This window comes from Saccharopolyspora taberi (genome assembly GCF_039534165.1).
Classification (GTDB): domain Bacteria; phylum Actinomycetota; class Actinomycetes; order Mycobacteriales; family Pseudonocardiaceae; genus Saccharopolyspora_D; species Saccharopolyspora_D taberi.
In genome coordinates this window covers 34,378-50,832 of the sequence record NZ_BAAAUX010000023.1, presented here as the reverse complement: position 1 = coordinate 50,832, position 16,455 = coordinate 34,378, and the positions used below count along the sequence as shown (strand labels likewise).

General features: G+C 71.7%; 17 protein-coding genes. 13 read left to right on the top strand and 4 right to left on the bottom strand.

Translation table 11 applies throughout. The features are described from left to right. Positions 1-25: 25 nt before the first annotated feature. Entirely contained in the window at positions 26-550 is a 525-nt protein-coding gene (locus tag ABD691_RS26650) for a hypothetical protein (RefSeq protein ID WP_344684275.1), read from the bottom strand. A 336-nt stretch (positions 551-886) separates the two neighbouring features. On the opposite strand from ABD691_RS26650, the gene ABD691_RS26645 reads away from it, so the two are divergent. Then, positions 887-1,879, top strand: a complete 993-nt coding sequence (locus ABD691_RS26645) for a potassium channel family protein (protein WP_344684481.1) — start codon at positions 887-889, stop codon at positions 1,877-1,879. Positions 1,880-1,902: 23 nt separating this feature from the next. Next, entirely contained in the window at positions 1,903-2,346 is a 444-nt protein-coding gene (locus ABD691_RS26640; protein ID WP_344684273.1) for a hypothetical protein, read from the top strand. Positions 2,347-2,352: 6 nt separating this feature from the next. Here the strand turns inward: ABD691_RS26640 and ABD691_RS26635 are convergent, their stop codons facing one another. After that, entirely contained in the window at positions 2,353-3,438 is a 1,086-nt protein-coding gene (locus ABD691_RS26635) for a neutral zinc metallopeptidase (RefSeq protein ID WP_344684271.1), read from the bottom strand. A 24-nt stretch (positions 3,439-3,462) separates the two neighbouring features. On the opposite strand from ABD691_RS26635, the gene ABD691_RS26630 reads away from it, so the two are divergent. The 10 genes from ABD691_RS26630 (at position 3,463) to ABD691_RS26585 (ending at position 13,520) form a co-directional block, all read left to right on the top strand. Further along, positions 3,463-3,900: a hypothetical protein gene (locus tag ABD691_RS26630; RefSeq protein WP_344684270.1), complete on the top strand. Its 438-nt coding sequence runs from the start codon at positions 3,463-3,465 to the stop codon at positions 3,898-3,900. A 24-nt stretch (positions 3,901-3,924) separates the two neighbouring features. Next, complete coding sequence (locus ABD691_RS26625) at positions 3,925-5,562, top strand: DUF2207 domain-containing protein (RefSeq protein ID WP_344684268.1); 1,638 nt, start codon at positions 3,925-3,927, stop codon at positions 5,560-5,562. A gap of 118 nt (positions 5,563-5,680) precedes the next feature. Further along, positions 5,681-7,006, top strand: coding sequence for a M16 family metallopeptidase (locus ABD691_RS26620; protein ID WP_344684266.1), 1,326 nt, complete (start codon positions 5,681-5,683; stop codon positions 7,004-7,006). Beyond that, a complete protein-coding gene (locus tag ABD691_RS26615) occupies positions 7,003-8,370 on the top strand; it encodes a M16 family metallopeptidase (protein ID WP_344684264.1) in 1,368 nt (455 codons plus the stop codon). Before ABD691_RS26620 ends, ABD691_RS26615 begins: the two co-directional genes overlap by 4 nt. Before the next feature lie 49 nt (positions 8,371-8,419). Then, the gene (nudC, locus tag ABD691_RS26610) at positions 8,420-9,334 is read left to right on the top strand and encodes an NAD(+) diphosphatase (protein ID WP_344684479.1); all 915 of its coding nucleotides are present in this window, start codon (positions 8,420-8,422) and stop codon (positions 9,332-9,334) included. Positions 9,335-9,426: 92 nt separating this feature from the next. Next, positions 9,427-11,511 (top strand): ATP-dependent DNA helicase UvrD2, encoded by a 2,085-nt coding sequence (locus ABD691_RS26605; RefSeq protein ID WP_344684262.1) that lies wholly within the window; start codon positions 9,427-9,429, stop codon positions 11,509-11,511. A gap of 148 nt (positions 11,512-11,659) precedes the next feature. Beyond that, positions 11,660-11,875, top strand: coding sequence for a hypothetical protein (locus ABD691_RS26600; protein ID WP_344684260.1), 216 nt, complete (start codon positions 11,660-11,662; stop codon positions 11,873-11,875). A gap of 138 nt (positions 11,876-12,013) precedes the next feature. Continuing rightward, a complete protein-coding gene (locus ABD691_RS26595) occupies positions 12,014-12,379 on the top strand; it encodes a WhiB family transcriptional regulator (protein ID WP_344684259.1) in 366 nt (121 codons plus the stop codon). Continuing rightward, a complete protein-coding gene (locus tag ABD691_RS26590) occupies positions 12,376-12,594 on the top strand; it encodes a hypothetical protein (RefSeq protein WP_344684258.1) in 219 nt (72 codons plus the stop codon). The genes ABD691_RS26595 and ABD691_RS26590 overlap by 4 nt, the downstream gene beginning before the upstream one ends. A 65-nt stretch (positions 12,595-12,659) precedes the next feature. Further along, entirely contained in the window at positions 12,660-13,520 is an 861-nt protein-coding gene (locus ABD691_RS26585) for a methyltransferase (protein ID WP_344684256.1), read from the top strand. A gap of 3 nt (positions 13,521-13,523) precedes the next feature. Here the strand turns inward: ABD691_RS26585 and ABD691_RS26580 are convergent, their stop codons facing one another. Together ABD691_RS26580 and ABD691_RS26575 are read right to left on the bottom strand one after the other, a co-directional pair. Beyond that, on the bottom strand, positions 13,524-14,834 hold the full coding sequence (locus ABD691_RS26580; protein ID WP_344684254.1) for an ABC1 kinase family protein: 1,311 nt from the start codon (positions 14,832-14,834) through the stop codon (positions 13,524-13,526). Between the two features lie 317 nt (positions 14,835-15,151). Then, a complete protein-coding gene (locus ABD691_RS26575; RefSeq protein ID WP_344684252.1) occupies positions 15,152-15,301 on the bottom strand; it encodes a DUF5679 domain-containing protein in 150 nt (49 codons plus the stop codon). A 228-nt stretch (positions 15,302-15,529) separates the two neighbouring features. On the opposite strand from ABD691_RS26575, the gene ABD691_RS26570 reads away from it, so the two are divergent. Further along, complete coding sequence (locus ABD691_RS26570) at positions 15,530-16,087, top strand: M48 metallopeptidase family protein (protein ID WP_344684250.1); 558 nt, start codon at positions 15,530-15,532, stop codon at positions 16,085-16,087. Positions 16,088-16,455 lie beyond the last annotated feature (368 nt).

Below are 16,455 nucleotides of genomic sequence, written 5' to 3'. Positions count from 1 at the left end.
GGTTCCGTGCGACGCCCGGGAACCGTCAGCGCTCGGCGGCCTGCGAGTCGCGTTCCAGCACTCGCGAGTACAGCACTTCGAGCAGCCAGCGGCCGAAGAGCGAGGAACCGAACTCCGAGGTCCGGTCCTCCGGGCGCAGCACGAGTTCGGCGGCGTCCGCCCCGGCGTTGACCGCGCCGATCCCGTAGTAGTCGAGCTCGATCATCCGCCACGGCTTGTACGGGTGGTCGTGCGGGAGCACCACGGCGCACGGGGCGAGGGTCATGAGCGTTCCGCAGGCGTGCACGGCGTCGCGCGCCTTGGCCACCGGGACGAGGATGCCGAGCAGGTCCACCGCCGCGAGCGGGAGGTGGTCGTGCATGGTCGGTTCCGTCCAGGCGCGGAACCAGGTCGGGTTCAGCTCGGGTTCCCAGCCGTTGGCCGAGCGCCACTGGTGGACGTCCGGGCGGATCCGCGCGACGGCGGCGAACCGAGCGCCGAGCACTTCGACGTCCGGGATGAGATGACCTTCCCACCCTAGGGCGAGAGCCGCGTGCTCCAGCTGTTGCACCGGTGCATGGTAAGCCGCTGGACGCGCTCGTATACAAGAGCACTCCTTCCAGGGTGCGGAAGTCGTTATCGGAACAGGGGTGCGCCGGATGCCGCGGTGGTGCGGCGGGCAGTTAGTGTCTGCTGGCGTGAGCGATCAGCTAGCCGGTTCCGGAGGAAGGCAGATGCGCGGTCCACTGCGCTCGTGCACCCCTGTACCGCCAGGTGCTCCGGCGGAGCGGTCATGAACCGCCGGTCCGGGCGGATCCGGCCGAACCCGTTCGTCGGCCATCCCGAGCAGGACACGGCCGAACGCCTCACCAGCCGCCCCGACCACGCGCTGGTCGGCGTGATCCGGATGCCCGAGGCCACCATCAGCCCGGTCCGCTCGATCGTCCGGCGCATCATCGGCGCGCTGCTCGCGCTGACCGCGAGCGTGCTGATCGTCTACTTCGGCCGGGACGGCTACCGGGACGCCGCGGGCGGTGAGCTGAGCCTGCTGGACGCCTTCTACTACGCGACGGTGTCGCTGTCGACCACCGGCTACGGCGACATCACTCCGATCAGCCCGCACGCCCGGCTGGTCAACGTCCTGATCATCACGCCGCTGCGGGTGCTGTTCCTGATCGTGCTGGTCGGCACGACGCTGGAAGTGCTCACCGAACGGTCCCGGCAGGCGTTCAAGATCCAACGCTGGAGGTCCAGGGTGCGCGACCACGTGGTCGTCATCGGGTACGGAACCAAGGGCCGCTCCGCGGTCCGGGCGCTGCTCGGCGACGGTGCCGACCCGTCGCGGATCGTGGTCGTCGACACCGACCACACCTCGCTGGAGGCCGCGTCGTCCCTCGGGCTGGTCACGGTGAACGGTTCGGGCACGCGCTCGGACGTGCTGCGGGTGGCCGGGGTGCAGCGGGCGCGCGCGATCGTGGTCGCGCCCGCCCGCGACGACACCGCGGTGCTGGTGACCCTCACCGCGCGCGAGCTCGCGCCCAAGGCGCAGCTCGTCGCGGCCGTGCGGGAGGCCGAGAACGTCCACCTGCTGCGCCAGTCCGGTGCGGATTCCGTTGTGGTGTCGAGCGAAACCGCGGGCAGGCTGCTGGGAATGGCGACCACCACGCCCTCGGTGGTGGAGATGTTCGAGGACCTGCTCACCCCGGACGTGGGCCTGGCCATCGCCGAACGCGACGTCGAGCCGAACGAGGTCGGCGGTTCGCCGCGGCACCTGGCCGACATCGTGCTGGGCGTGGTCCGCGGCGGGCAGCTGTACCGGGTCGACGCGCCGGAGGCGGACGCGATCGAGGCCGGTGACCGGCTGCTCTACGTCAAGAAGGTGAGCCCTGCCGACGGCTGAGCGCTTCTGGGAACATCGTTGACGTGGCTCGGCGACATGGTTCGGCATCCGTTGCGCTGGTCCTGCTTGTCCTGGGAACGCTCGGGATGGTCGTCTTCGCGCTGACGTCCTGGCCGCAGTCGCAGCGGGTCGCCAGCTTCAGCGCGGTCCAGCTGCGGCCCGCGACCGCGACCGTGGTGCGGTCCGATCCGTGCGGAGCCGGTACCCGTGGTGACCTGGTCGAGGTGCGGGTCGGCAACCAGACCCGGCAGGCGCGGCTCGACGGCTGCGGTCACGCCCCCGGCCAGCAGCTCGACGTGCGGATCCCGGTCGATCCCGGTGCGGACTTCGTGGTCCGCCCCGGCGCGCCGACCGGAGGGGGCTCCTCCGACGACCTGGTGGACCGGCTCAGCTGGGTGCTGGTCACCATCGCCGGTCTCGCCGGCGGGGGCTACGGAATGCTCCTGCGTCCCCGCCGCGCGGCGTGAGCACCGTCAGTCGACGTCTTCGGGCGGGGAAAGCCAGGTGTTGCACTCGGTGATGCGGTTCTTGTAGAAGCCCTGCTCCACCCAGACCTTGTTGGTCGCGGTGGAGCCGTGGTCGGGCTGGTTGTTGAACTCGTCGCCGCGGTTCGAGGAGTCCTGCAGCGCCGGGAAGATGTAGTCGTTGCTGACGCCGCCGTTCTGCAGCGCCGCCAACGCCATCCCCTCGAAGCAGGTCGCCTGCAGCTCCGAGCGCCGGGTCAGCTCCAGACCGGCGGAGGTCTCGTACCCGCCTGCGTCGTAGCTGGCGTCGCCGTAGGCGCTGTTGATCCCGGTCATGCCCTGGATCGCGTGGCCGAACTCGTGCGCGAACTGGCCGAGGTAGACACCGGCTTCGGTCTGCTGCTCCTTCTCCGCGTAGTAGCGGGCGGTCATGTAGATCGTGTGGTTGCCGGGGCAGTACATCGCGGTCTGGTTCCACGACCTGGTGCCGCACGGGCTGTTCACGTCCTCGCCGGTGGTGACCACGGTCGGCGTGCGGACCGGCAGGTTCGCCGCCTCCAGCGCCGGGGTCCACGCGGCCATCAGGCAGGGCAGCGCGGCCTGGTAGAAGGCGTCCTGGGAGGAGACGTCGGTCGAGAAGGCGGGCAGGTCGCACGGGGTGTTCATCGCGCCGTTGCCCTCGATGTTGAACGGGTTGTCGCCGAGCGCCGGGACCGGTTGCGGACCCGCGTCGGAGTCGGAGCTGGGCTCGGTCGTCTCGCTGCTGCTGTCCGACGTGGAGGTGTCGCTGGAGGACGTCTCGGAGCTGGACGTCTCGCTGCTGGTGCTGGTGTCGTCGTAGTCGGAGGCGTCGCTGCTGGAGCTGGACGACACGGCGAGCACGCCGACGCTTCCGACTGCCAGCAGGAACACGCTGGCAAGCACCACCGCGACGATGGCGCCGGTGTTGCTCTTGCGCGGCGGCGGGCCGAAGCGCGGCACGCCGACGGGCATCGTCGGCGGCTGCGGAGGTCCGGGCGGGGCCGGGTGCGGCCGGGTGAGCGGCATCGTGGCCTGCGGCGGCGGGAGCGGCCGGTTGGCCGGGGGCGGAGCCACCGGGCGCTGCGGCGGTAAGCCGCCGTGCGGCGGCCGTTGCTGCGGCGGCGGTTGGGGTGCGCCCTGCTGCTGCGGCTGACGCGGTTGTTGTGGTGCTTGCGGCTGCTGCTGAATCGGCTGCTGCGGCGCTCGCGGCGGCTGCTGGTTCGGCTGCTGCTGCGGGGATTGCGGCTGCTGCTGGTTCGATGGCCGTTGCTGCGGCTGCTGCTGACCCGGCTGCTGCGGTGGCCGCTGTTGCTGCGGCGGAGGCTGCGGCGGGCGCTGCTGGGGGTGTGGCGGGCGCTGCGGTGGCTGCTGCGGCGGTTGCGGTGGCCAGGGCGGCTGCGTCATGCGCGGACCTCCGGCGAACCGGTGCCGAAGTGTCCGATGTGGACGGTTGGTCGACGATCAGGCAGCGTTCGTGGATCCGTCATCCCGCCAAGTTCCCCTTGCCCGTTGCGCCGATTGCGCCGCCGAGCTTAACCACCGGGCGCTATCGTGCGGGCCGTGTTCAGAAAACGGGGGCTGCCGACCTTCGCCGCGACCCTGGCCCTGACCCTGCTCGGCCTGCCCGCGACCGCGTCTGCGCAGGGCGAACCGAACCAGGGCCTGCCAGGCACGGTGTCCAGCGACGTCGACCTGAAGCTGGAACGCGACGGCAGGCTTTCGGTCACCGAGCGGATCACCGTCCCCGACGGCGGGCTGGTGCACCGCACGATCCCGTTGCGGCAGCCCGCGGGCGGCAACACCGAGCGGGTTTTCACCGTCACCGACCCCAGAATCGAAGGTCAGGGCACCGTCGAGCCCGGCACCCGCGACCTGTCGGTCACGCTGCGGCCCGGGGTGTCGACGCTGAGCTACGTCGTCGGCGGCGCGGTCGCCGACGACGGCGACGTGCAGGACGTGCGCTGGCAGGTGTCCGGTGGCTGGGACGTCCCGGTCGACCGGGTGGAGGTTTCCAAGTTCCTGTCGCCGAAGGTCCCGCAAGGCATCGAGTGCCTGGCCGGACCGGTCGGCAGCCCGGACCAGTGCGACCGCTTCGAGATCAGCCACACGCAGTCGGTGCGCGCGCTGACCTTCGGCCTCGCGCCCGGCGAACGGGTCGACATCCGGCTGTACCTGCCCGCCGGAACGGTCCCCGCCAACGCGGTCGAGGAGGAGACCTTCGACTTCGCGCACGCCTTCTCGCTGACGCCCGGCACCGGCGCCGGTCTCGTGGGCATCGGCCTGCTGCTGATCGGCGGTTTCGGGCTGCTCTGGTACACGCGCGGCCGGGACGCGCGGACGGTGGCCGGGGAAGCCGGACCGGTCGAGGTGCTGATGACCGACGCTTGGGGTGCGGTCAGCTTCGCCTCCCCGGACGGGGTGCTGCCGGGGCAGATCGGCACCGTCATCGACGAGCACGTCGACGTCATCGACGTGACGTCCACGATCGTCGACCTCGCCGTCCGCAACTACCTGTGGGTCGAGGAGCAGCCGGGCGACGACTGGCGGATCGTCGGCATCAACCCGCCGGACGACTCGCTGCGGCCCTACGAGCGCGCGGTGTACGAACTCGTCCTGCCGCAGGGCCGGGCCGAGGTGCTGGTCTCCGAGCTCCGGGGACCGGGGCTCGGTGGTGTGCGCGACCGCCTCTACCACGACGTCGTGGACAAGGACTGGTTCGCGCGGCGGCCGGACTCCGAGCGCAACCTGTTCTGGTGGGGCGGGATCGGCCTGATCATCGGCGGCGCGGTCCTGACCGCGGTGCTGGCGCTGACCAGCTCGCTGGGCCTGCTCGGCATCGGCGTGGTCCTCGGCGGGATCGCCATGACGCTCGGCGCGCGGTTGATGCCCGCGCGCACCACGCGCGGCAGCGCGCTCGTGGCGCAGGTGCGCGGGCTCCGCGACTACCTCCACGGCGTCTCCGCGACCCAGCTCCCGGCGGCGGACCGGGAGACGGTGTTCTCCCGGTCGTTGCCCTACGCGGTGGTGCTCGGCGAGTCCGAGCGGTGGCTGGAGGAGTTCGCCGAACTGGATCCCGGCGCGGACGGAACCCCGGGCCTGTACTGGTACGGCGAAGCCGGGCAGGCGCCCAACCTGCGCCGGTTCCAGAGCCGGTTCCCGGTCCTGGTGGCGAAGCTGAACGCGGCGCTGGGGGCCTAGCCGGGGTTTCGCCCGGAGCGAAGCGAGGCGGATCCGCGCAGGTCGGCGCACCCAACACGCCGAAGCGACCTGCGGGGGGCGAGACACAGCGTGACCGGACGGTCGTAGGCTGCAAGGCATGGTCGAACCCCAGCTGCATCGCGTCACCTTGCCCAATGGGCTGCGCGTGGTGCTGGCACCGGACTCAGCAGAGGGCGCCGCGGAGGCGGGACGGGCCCCGGTGGTCGGTGTCAGCGTGCACTACGACGTGGGCTTCCGCTCCGAACCGGAGGGGAGGACCGGCTTCGCGCACCTGTTCGAGCACCTCATGTTCCAGGGCAGTGAGAGCCTGGAGAAACTCGCCCACTTCCGGCACGTCCAGGGTTCCGGCGGCACCTTCAACGGTTCGACGCACCAGGACTACACGGACTACTACCAGGTCCTGCCCTCGGCCGCGCTGGAGCGGGCGCTGTTCCTGGAAGCCGACCGGATGCGCGCTCCCAAGATCACCGAGGAGAACCTGCGCAACCAGGTGGACGTGGTCAAGGAGGAGATCCGGCTCAACGTCCTCAACCGCCCCTACGGCGGCTTCCCCTGGATCCTGCTGCCCCCGGTGCTGTACTCGACCTTCGCCAACGCCCACAACGGCTACGGCGACTTCACCGACCTCGAAGACGCCACCGTCGACGACTGCGCGGCGTTCTTCGACACCTTCTACGCCCCCGGCAACGCGGTGCTGACCGTCGCCGGTGACATCGACGTGGAGCGGACGACCGAGCTGGTGCACAAGCACTTCGGCGACGTCCCGGCCCGCGAGGTCCGCCCCCGGCCGTCGTTCGCCGAGCCGCACCCGTCCGGCGAGCTGCGCGGGCGCCACGAGGACCCGCACGCGCCGCTGCCCGCGGTCGCCCTCGGCTACCGCCTGCCCGACCCGGTCGGCGACCTCGACGCGTACCTGGCCAACGTCGTGCTCGCCGCGATCCTGTCCGACGGTGACGCCTCCCGCCTCCAGCAGCGCATGCTCCACCAGGAGTCGCTGGTGGTCGACGTGCACGCCGGCTGCGGCCTGATGGGCGCCCCGCTGGACGCCCGCGACCCGGACTCGTTCACCCTCACCGCGATCCACACCCCGGAGGTCGGCGCGGACCGGGTGATCGCGGCGGTCGACGAGGAGCTGGACAAGCTGGCCACCGACGGCCCGACCGAGGACGAGCTGGCGCGGGTCACCGCCCGCTGGTCGGCCGGGCTGTACCGGGAGCACGACCGGGTCATCTCGCGCACGCTCGACCTGGGCAGCGCGGAGCTGCTGCACGGTCGCGCCGAGCTGATCTCCGAGCTGCCCAGGCGGGTGGCCGAGATCAGCGCCGAGGACGTGTCCGCGGCGGCGAAGGCGCTGCGCCCGGACGCCCGCGCGGTGCTTGAGCTGGAACCCGCAAGCGACGCTTCCGCAGGAGGTGCGGCATGACCCGCCCGACCCACCGCAGCGCCGAGGAGATCGGCCGCACCGAGCACGGGCCGAGGCCGCTGCCGCCGCTGGGCGAGCCGCGCGCCGGGAAGCCCCCGGCGACCGTGGACGCGGTGCTGGAGAACGGCCTGCGCGTGATCGCGGCGCGGCACGGCGCGGTGCCGATGGCCGAGCTGCGGCTGCGGATCCCGTTCGCGGGATCGGACCCGTCGCACCCGGCGCGGGCCGAGGTGCTGGCGGAGACGCTGCTCACCGGCACCGAGCGCCGCAACCGCGTGCAGGTCGACACCGACCTCGCGGCGGTGGGCGGTGACCTGCACGCCGGGGTCGACCCGGAGCGGCTGAGCATCTCGGGCAACTCGCTGGCCAGCGGTCTTGGCACCCTGCTCGACGTGCTCGCCGACGCGCTGACCGGTGCGGTCTACGCCGAGCACGAGGTGTCCGGCGAGCGCGACCGGCTGGTCGAGCGGATCGCGGTCGCCCGCTCGCAGCCGCGCGTGATCGCGCGGGAGGAGCTGCAGCGGCACCGCTACGGCGACCACCCGTTCGTCCGGGAGGTGCCGCAGGCCGAGGACGTCGCGGAGGTCACCGCCGAGCAGGTCCGCGAACTGCACCGGGAGTCGGTGCTGCCGCGCGGTTCGGTGCTGGTCCTGGTCGGCGACATCGACCCGGAGCAGGCGGTCGCCGAGGCCGGGCAGCGGCTCTCCGGCTGGCGGGCCGACGCCTCGGCGGCGGAGATCCCCGCGCTGCCGGAGGTCAGCGGCGGTGACGTGCGGCTGGTGCACCGCCCGGGCGCGGTGCAGTCGCAGCTGCGCTTCTCGGCGCAGGCGCTGCCGCGCACCGATCCGCGGTACCCGGCGCTGCAGATCGCCAACCTCGCCTTCGGCGGCTACTTCTCCTCCCGGCTGGTGGAGAACATCCGCGAGGACAAGGGCTACACCTACGGCGCGCACTCGTCGTTCGAGTTCACCCGGGACAACGGCACGCTGCTGGTCGACGCCGACACCGCCAGCGAGGTCACGGCCGCCGCGCTGCTGGAGACCCGCTACGAGTTCGGCAGGCTGGCGCTGGTGCCGCCGACGGAGTCCGAGGTGGAGTCGGCGCGGCAGTACGCCATCGGCGGGCTGCTGACCTCGACCTCCTCGCAGGCCGGGCTGGCGTCGATGCTGGTCGTGCTGGCCTCGTCGGGCCTGGACCACGAATGGCTAGTCGAGCACCCGGGCAGGCTCCGCGCGGTCACCACCGAGCAGGTCGCCGAGGCGGCCCGGCTGTTCGCCCCCACGGCGTTCACCGGTGTGGTGGTGGGCGACGCCGACAAGCTCAGCGATCAGTTGCGGGCGCTGGGCGGAGTGGTTCTGCCATGACCGGATCGGGGTCGCCCTGTGGGATGCTGAACGGGTCATGACTTCGGAGATGTGTGTTCCCGTCCGCGGCGGCTTCCAGCTGGGTGCCGCACCCGTGCTGTCGCGGTCCACAGTGGACAGAAGTGAGATCCTGCGGAACACCGGGGCCGACGAGCTCTGGCCCGGCGGCCGGATCATCCTGGTGGACGCCAAGGGGCGCACCCGCGTCGAGGACGGCCGTCGGCTGGCCCACCAGCCGACGACCGACTTCGGCCACACCCCGGTGCCCGGCGCGGTGCTGCTCGGCGCCGAGGCCGGGGTCGGCTACTGGGCGCTGCGCGTGGAGCAGGACGGCGCCCAGGACGGCTGGCAGGACCTGCGGGCGGCGGGCGCCGTGCTCGACGACACCGACGCCGGTCTGCTGACCACCGCGGTCGGCCTGCTCGGCTGGCACGAAAACGCCCGCTACTGCGCTCGGTGCGGCGCGGCGACGAACCGGGCGCACGCGGGCTGGATGCGCCGCTGCACCGGCTGCGACCGCGAGGAGTACCCGCGCACCGATCCTTCGATGATCTGCCTGGTGCACGACGGCGCCGGCCAGGTGCTGCTGGCCCGCCAGCCGTCCTGGCCCGCCCAGCGCTACTCGGTGCTCGCCGGTTTCGTCGAGACCGGCGAGTCGCTGGAGGCGTGCGTCCGGCGCGAGGTCATGGAGGAGGTCGGCGTCGACGTCTCCGACGTCCGCTACCTGGGCAGCCAGCCCTGGCCGTTCCCGCGGTCGCTGATGCTCGGCTTCGCCGCGGTCGCCGACCGGTCGGCTCCGCTTCGCCCGGCGCCGGGCGAGATCGAGGAAGCCCGCTGGTTCACCCGCGAGCAGGTCCGCGCCGCGCTGGACGCCGACGGCGTCGGCGTCGAGGGGCTGCGCCTGCCGCCCAGCGTCTCGATCGCCTACGGCATGCTCACCGGCTGGGCCCACCACGAGGACTGACCGGGCCCCCGGCCGAGGGCGGCCCGCCCGACACGCGAGTGGAACAGCGGGGCTGCCACGGTCGGGGGAAGGCTTCTGCGAAGATGCCTGGCATGGCCGAACAACCGCGACTCCTGGAAGGCTTGGACCCGGAGCAGCGGGAGGCGGTCATCGCACCGCGGGGCCCGGTGTGCGTGCTCGCCGGTGCGGGCACCGGCAAGACCCGCACGATCACTCACCGGATCGCCTACCTGGTGCAGCGCGGCCTCGTCGCGCCGCAGCAGGTCCTGGCCGTCACCTTCACCGCGCGCGCGGCCGGTGAGATGCGCACCCGGCTGCGCGCGCTGGGTGCGGCCGGGGTGCAGGCGCAGACCTTCCACGCGGCGTCGTTCCGCCAGCTCCGCTACTTCTGGCCGCGGGTGCACGACACCCAGGTCTGGCCGCTGACCGACAACAAGTTCCGGCTGGTCATGCAGGCCGCCGGGAAGGTCGGGCTGCCAACGGAGAAGGAGTCCGTCCGCGACCTCGCCGGTGAGATCGAGTGGTCGAAGGCGTCGCTGATCGGGCCCGAGCAGTACGGCGCGGCCGCCGCGAAGGCCGGGCGGGACGCCCCGGCACCGCCGGAGCAGATCAGCAAGGTCTTCGCGGCCTACGAGAAGCTCAAGAACAGCGCGCAGGTCCTGGACTTCGACGACCTCCTGCTGCACACCGCGGCCATCTTGGAGGAGCACCCGGAGGTCGCCGAGGAGTTCCGGACCCGCTACCGGTCCTTCGTGGTCGACGAGTACCAGGACGTCAACCCGTTGCAGCAGCGGGTGCTCGACGCCTGGCTCGGCAACCGCGACGACCTGACCGTCGTCGGCGACGCCAACCAGACGATCTACTCCTTCGCCGGTGCCGCGCCCAAGTGGCTGGTCGGGTTCCCGCGCCGCTTCCCCGAGGCGACGGTCGTGCGGCTGGAGCGGGACTACCGATCGACGCCGCAGGTCGTCGGGCTGGCGAACCAGGTCATCGGTGCCGCGCGCGAACGGCCCGCGGGCACCCGGCTCAAGCTGGTCGGGCAGCGCCCCGACGGTCCGCGGCCCAACTTCGCCGAGTTCGACGACGAGCCCGCGGAAGCCTCCGCGATCGCCCGCAAGATCGCCCGGCTGGCCAAGCAGGGCGTGCCGCTGTCGGAGATGGCGATCCTGTTCCGGGTCAACGCCCAGTCCGAGGTCTACGAGAAGGCGCTGTCCGACGCCGAGATCCCGTACCAGGTCCGGGGTGGTGAGCGGTTCTTCGCCAGGGCCGAGGTCCGGCAGGCCATGGTGACCCTGCGCGCCGCCGCGTCCCGGCAGGAGCCCTCCGGCGACCTGCCCGCCGACGTGCGCGAGGCGCTGGCCGAGATCGGCCTGACCGACGAGCCGCCCGCGGGCGGTGCGGCCCGCGAGCGCTGGGAGTCGCTGATCGCGCTGGTCGAGCTCGCCGAGGAGCTGGCGGCCGCGGTTCCCGAGGCCGACCTCGCCCGCTACGTCGTCGAGCTCGACGTCCGCGCCGAGTCCCAGCACCCGCCGACGGTCGAGGGCGTGACGCTCGCGTCCCTGCACGCGGCCAAGGGACTGGAGTGGGACGCGGTCTTCCTGGTCGGACTGGTCGAGGGCACGCTGCCGATCCAGCACGCCGACACCGACGCGGCGGTGGAGGAGGAGCGCAGGCTGCTCTACGTCGGGGTCACCAGGGCCCGGGAACACCTCCAGCTGTCCTGGTCGCTGGCCCGCGCCGAGGGTGGCCGCCGCTACCGCAGGCGCAGCCGGTTCATCTACAACCTGGTGCCGGACGACCACCCGGCCGCGCTGCCCTCGAAGGTGCGGCAGCGGGAGTTCGAGGCCCCGGCCAAGCGCGCTGCCAAACCGCGTTGCCGGGTCTGCAACACGACGCTCGCCGGCACCATGGACATCAAGCTCGGCCGGTGCTCGGACTGCCCGTCCGACGTCGACGAGGGCCTGCTGGAACAGCTCAAGGCGTGGCGCAGCGAACGGGCCCGGCAGCTGAAGGTGCCGTCGTACGTCGTTTTCACCGACGCGACCCTGACCGCGATCGCCGAACAGCGACCCGAGGACGAGGCCGCATTAGTGGGAATATCGGGAATAGGCGCCTCGAAGCTGCGCAAGTTCGGATCGGACGTGCTGGCCCTGATCCAGGGCGATCGCCGGTCCTGAACTCGCAGGTCAGGGCGGTTTTTCGCGAGTTGCCGCGAATCTTGGAAAAATAAGTTGCGACCGGCACCCCCGTGCCAATAACCTGCAAGAGCGCGTTGAGCGAGGGGTGGAAACCCCCGCGCGGACCTGGGAAAGGAGGTGGCTTCCGATGACCAACATCACGATGTTCGGTACCTCTGGCCACCCCATGACCAGGGGTGCCGCGCTTTGGCACGTCGGTGCGACCAAGCGACCGTATGGCAACGACGTCGCGGCCCTCAAGGGCGGCGTCATGAAGCCGCGTGCCTTCCGCGCATTTACCCAGTTGATCCAGACCGACCGTTGTCGGTCCGTGCGTGAACGCGTCCTCGATCCCATGATTTAGGTCGCTTCCAGGCTTCTTTCGAAGGCCGCGGACCCGCAACAGCCGGGTCCGCGGCCTTCTTTGTCTTTTTCTGGGGTCCACGTGAAATCCAGCAGCAGCACCGAAAACCGTCGCCGATCCAACACAGGAGGTAGCCCCATGTTGACCACGAGCGTGCCGATATCCGGCGAGGCCGACGCGGTCGGCGCACTACTCGACAGCGCCCCCGCCGTCGGCAGCGAACTGCCCTGCGGGCAGGACCCCGACCTCTGGTTCGCCGAGAGCCCGGGCGAGCTGGAGCAGGCCAAGGCGCTGTGCGCCGAGTGCCCGATCAAGGCCGAGTGCCTCGCAGGCGCCCTTTCCCGCGGGGAACCGTGGGGCGTCTGGGGTGGCGAGATCTTCGAGCGCGGCAGCGTGATCGCCCGCAAGCGCCCGCGCGGCCGTCCGCGCAAGAACCCCGCGCCCGCCGCGTCCGGTTCCGGCGAAGTGCGGACCGGCCGACGAGGGCAGGAGCGAGCGGCATGAACGACACCAGGGTCACCCAGCCAACCGTCGATCTCCGAGTGGAAGCAGGTTTTCCCGTGCTGATGTCCGAAGAACTGACCAGGATCCGGATGAACGATCTGATACGCGAAGCACAACAACAGCGGTTGGCGCACAAGGTCGGCGCCGGGCGTTTGTGGCGGCGACTGGCCGTCTACGCCGCCGACCGCGCCGACCGCGCGCAACGCTGTCAATGAGCGCGAGCCCGGCGAACCCCGTCCGTTGAAGGGGTTCGCCGGGCTCGCGCCCGTACAGTGAGCGGATGGGCGTTCACTCGCACGACAACATCGACTGGAACGACCGCCTGCATCGGCTGCGCGAGATCGACGAGCTGACCGCGCCCGAGACGGCGGCGCTGGTCGAGCGGTTGCTGCGACCCGAGGACCGGGCGGTGGCCGAGATCGGTTCCGGCGCCGGTGGGTCCGCTGCGGCCTTCGCGAGGGCGCTGTCCGGGACGGGCGGTGTCGTGACCGTGGTGGACAGCGCGCCCGAGCTGTTGACGGTCGCCGCGGAAACCGCGCGGAACGCGGCGCCGGATGTCGAGATCCGCCCGGTGCGGGCCGACGCCGCCGACGACGGCCTGCCGGACCTGGTCGGTCAGGCGGACCTGGTGTTCGCCGCGTTCGTCGCGCACCACCTGCCCGACCAGCTCGCCGGCCTGCGCCGGATGGCGGGCGCGGTGCGCCCCGGAGGCCGGCTCGCGCTGGTCGAGTTCGGGCTCGAACCGCGCGTGCTCCCGTGGGACGTCGGGGTCGGCGAACCCGGGCTGGAGCTGCGGCTGATCGCGTTGCGGGAGCAGTGGTTCCGCCGGATGCGGGCGGACATGGACGGTTCGGTCCGGCTGCCGATCGGATGGTCCAGCGCGTTGCCGCAAGCCGGTCTGACCGATGTCGAGACGTGGAGCTACCTGGTCGACCGGCCCGCCCCGGTTTCCGGCGTCGCGCTGAACGCGGCGGTCAACCGGCTCGAATTCCTGCGCAGGACAGCGGAAGAAGCGGGCAGCGCCGAAGACCTGGACGCGATCACCCGGCTGCTCGACCCGGAAAGCCCGCACTACGTGCGCGGGCGCGACGACGTGCAGTACCTCGTCGCGCACACCGTCCACGTCGGGACGAAACCCTGAAGGTCAGTCGTCGAACCCCGGCTGCCACCTGGAGATGATCTCCCGCGCGGCGATCTCGGAGTCGAGCTGGCACAGGATTCCGGTGGCGCCCAGCGTGACCCGGTGGATCAGCAGGTAGTCCGGCGGCAGGTTCAGCGAGCGCCCGGTCCGGAAGTCCGGGCTGCGCAGGTCGCCCACCCGCTCGGCCTGACGCTGCAACCAGCGCCGGGTGAAGTGGAACGTCTCGCCGCGCAGCGGATCCACGAACGGCCCGAGGTAGGCGAGCACGTCGTCGGCGCGCAACTTGCTGTCGGTGTGCACGAACCGGTCGGCGCGCAGCAGCTCCAGCAGCTCGTCCGAGCGGTCGTCGAGCGCCAGCCGCAGCATCCGGCCCATCGTCGTCGGCGGTCCCTCCGGCAGTCGCGCGACCGCGCCGAAGTCGATGACCGCGAGCCTGCCGTCGTCGAGCAGCATGAAGTTGCCGGGGTGCGGATCGGCGTGCAGCAGACCGGCGCGCGCGGGCGACGAGTAGTGGAACTCGCTGAGCAGCCTGCCCGCCTCGTTGCGCTGCTCGCGCGAGCCGGAGGCGATGATCGACGAGAACGGGGTGCCGGTGATCCACTCGGTGACCATCACCTTGGGAGCGCTGGCGACCACGCGGGGCACGAGCACGTCGGCGTCACCGTCGAAGGCCTTGGCGAAGGTGCGCTGGTTGTCGGCCTCGGTGCGGTAGTCGAGCTCCTCGACCATCCGGTCCTGCAGCTCGGTGAGCAGCGGCTTGACCTCGGCTCCGGGGGCCAGCGACTGGAACAGCCGGGAGAAGCGCAGCAGCTGGCGCAGGTCGGAGCGCAGCGCCTCGTCGGCGCCCGGGTACTGGACCTTGACCGCGACCTCGCGGCCGTCGTGCCAGACCGCCCGGTGCACCTGGCCGATGCTCGCCGCGGCGGCCGGGGTTTCGTCGAACTCGGCGAACCGGTCGCGCCACGCCCGGCCCAGCTGCTCGTCGAGCACCCGGCGCACGCTCGCGCCCGACATCGGCGGGGCCGCCGACTGGAGCTTGGTCAGCGCTTCCCGGTACGGCCCGGCCATCTCGTCGGGAACGGCGGCCTCGAAGACGCTCAGCGCCTGCCCGAACTTCATCGCGCCGCCCTTGAGCTGGCCCAGCACGGCGAACAGCTGCTCGGCGGTCTTGGCCGACACCTCGGCGCTGATCTCCTCCGCGTTGCCGCCGGTGAGCCGCTTTCCCCAGCCCGCGGCAACTCGCCCCGCGACGCTGAGCGGCAGGCTGGCGAGCTTGGCGGTGCGGTGCGCCGCGCGGCGGGGGATGTCGGTCACGAATTCTCCTTTTTCGGGCACAGGAAAACTCCCCCGATGACGGAAGTGGTTTCGGCATCGAGAAACCCAGTCACATGCTAGAGCTTTCCAAGCCCGTTGTGGACCGTGATCGACAGTTCGGCGGCCGTCGTTGAGAAGAACAGCGCAGACGCGGTTCGGGCGAACGGGTCGCAATGCGCGGAATTGGCGGGGACCCGGAAATCAGCACAGGTTCCCCTGCGCGCCGGGAACACCCGGTGCGGGTGGAACGGGATCTGCCAGGCGCGATGCCGGCGGGCGGCACGCGGGTGGACCGGCGGGCCCACCCGCGTGCGCGGTCAAGCCTTGCCGAGGATGCGGGTCATCTTGGTGCCGCAGACCGGGCAGGTGCCCTTGGCCATCCGGCGGCCGTTGGTCTCCGTGACCTCGCCGGAGAAGTCGCGCTTGTCCCGGCATTTCACGCAGTAGCCGTTGTACGTCTCGGCCACGGCTCCCTCCTTCGTGTTGTGACCCAGCGTCGTCGCCGAGTCGTCTCAGGCCCGGGTCCGGGCCGCGCTGGGGGAACGGTACAGGCGGAGTAACAGGCCTGCATACATAACGAGGATCGCATGTTCGGCTTAATGGAGTAATCCCTTAGGTGATCACGCGGTGTGAGCGATGCAAGGAAGCTCACAGGGGGCTCCCAATGTCGGGGCCGCTCGCTAAGGTCGGCTCTCGTGGCTGAACCCCAGGTTGAGGTGCGCCGCAGCAAACGTCGACGGCAGACCGTCAGTGCCTACAGGGATGGCGACAAGGTCGTCGTGCTGCTGCCTGCTCGGATGAGCCGAGCCGAGGAAAAGCGCTGGGTGGCGGACATGTTGAGCCGCCTGCAGCGCAGCGAGGTCCGCCGCCGCTCGCCCGCGCGGGACTCCGACGAGGCGCTGGCCGAGCGCTGCCGGGAACTGTCGGCGAAGTACCTGGACGGCACGGCCGAGCCGACCGCGATCAAGTGGGTCCCGCCGATGCGGACCCGCTGGGCCTCCTGCACCCCCAGCGAGGGGACCATCCGGGTGAGCCGCCGCCTGCGAGATGTACCCGGATGGGTGCTCGACTACGTTCTGGTGCACGAACTCGCACACCTGCTGGTACCCGGCCACGGGCCTGCGTTCTGGAAGTGGGTCCGCCGCTACCCGAAGACCGAGCGCGCGATCGGCTATCTGGAGGGGCTCTCCGCGGCGGCCCACCTCGACCTCGGCCTGGACGACGACGCCGACGTCGTGGACGCCAAGGGCTGACCGGGGCAGGGTCCGGTCAGCCGCGCGGCGTGGGGAAGCAGCGGGAATCGGCCGCCGCACGAGTGGGGAATCGCCGCCGCACGGCAGTAGGGAATCGGCCGCCGCGCGGCAGTTGGGGGCCGGTCGCTGGGGCTGGTGGAAACCGGCCGCAGCCCGGCAGCCCGAATCGGCCGTCGCGAGTGGCGGATCGGCCATCGCGGGCAGCGAACCGGCCGCCGCGGGCAGGGAACCGGTCGTCGCGGTCGGCGAGCCGGCCGTCGCGGGCAGGGAGCTGGCCGTCGCGGGTGGCGGATCGGCCAATCGCGGGCGGCCCGGCCGCCACGCGCAGCGAACCTGCCACCGCCTCCGGGGCCAGCCTCGGGCAGCTG

Excerpts from the sequence above, each read along its gene's own strand:
- ABD691_RS26645 (WP_344684481.1), top strand. The coding sequence starts at position 887 with ATGCCCGAGGCCACCATCAGCCCGGTCCGCTCGATCGTCCGGCGCATC.
- ABD691_RS26605 (WP_344684262.1), top strand. The coding sequence starts at position 9,427 with ATGGCCGAACAACCGCGACTCCTGGAAGGCTTGGACCCGGAGCAGCGG.
- ABD691_RS26620 (WP_344684266.1), top strand. The coding sequence starts at position 5,681 with ATGGTCGAACCCCAGCTGCATCGCGTCACCTTGCCCAATGGGCTGCGC.
- ABD691_RS26595 (WP_344684259.1), top strand. The coding sequence starts at position 12,014 with ATGTTGACCACGAGCGTGCCGATATCCGGCGAGGCCGACGCGGTCGGC.
- ABD691_RS26590 (WP_344684258.1), top strand. The coding sequence starts at position 12,376 with ATGAACGACACCAGGGTCACCCAGCCAACCGTCGATCTCCGAGTGGAA.
- ABD691_RS26615 (WP_344684264.1), top strand. The coding sequence starts at position 7,003 with ATGACCCGCCCGACCCACCGCAGCGCCGAGGAGATCGGCCGCACCGAG.
- nudC (WP_344684479.1), top strand. The coding sequence starts at position 8,420 with ATGTGTGTTCCCGTCCGCGGCGGCTTCCAGCTGGGTGCCGCACCCGTG.
- ABD691_RS26585 (WP_344684256.1), top strand. The coding sequence starts at position 12,660 with ATGGGCGTTCACTCGCACGACAACATCGACTGGAACGACCGCCTGCAT.
- ABD691_RS26600 (WP_344684260.1), top strand. The coding sequence starts at position 11,660 with ATGACCAACATCACGATGTTCGGTACCTCTGGCCACCCCATGACCAGG.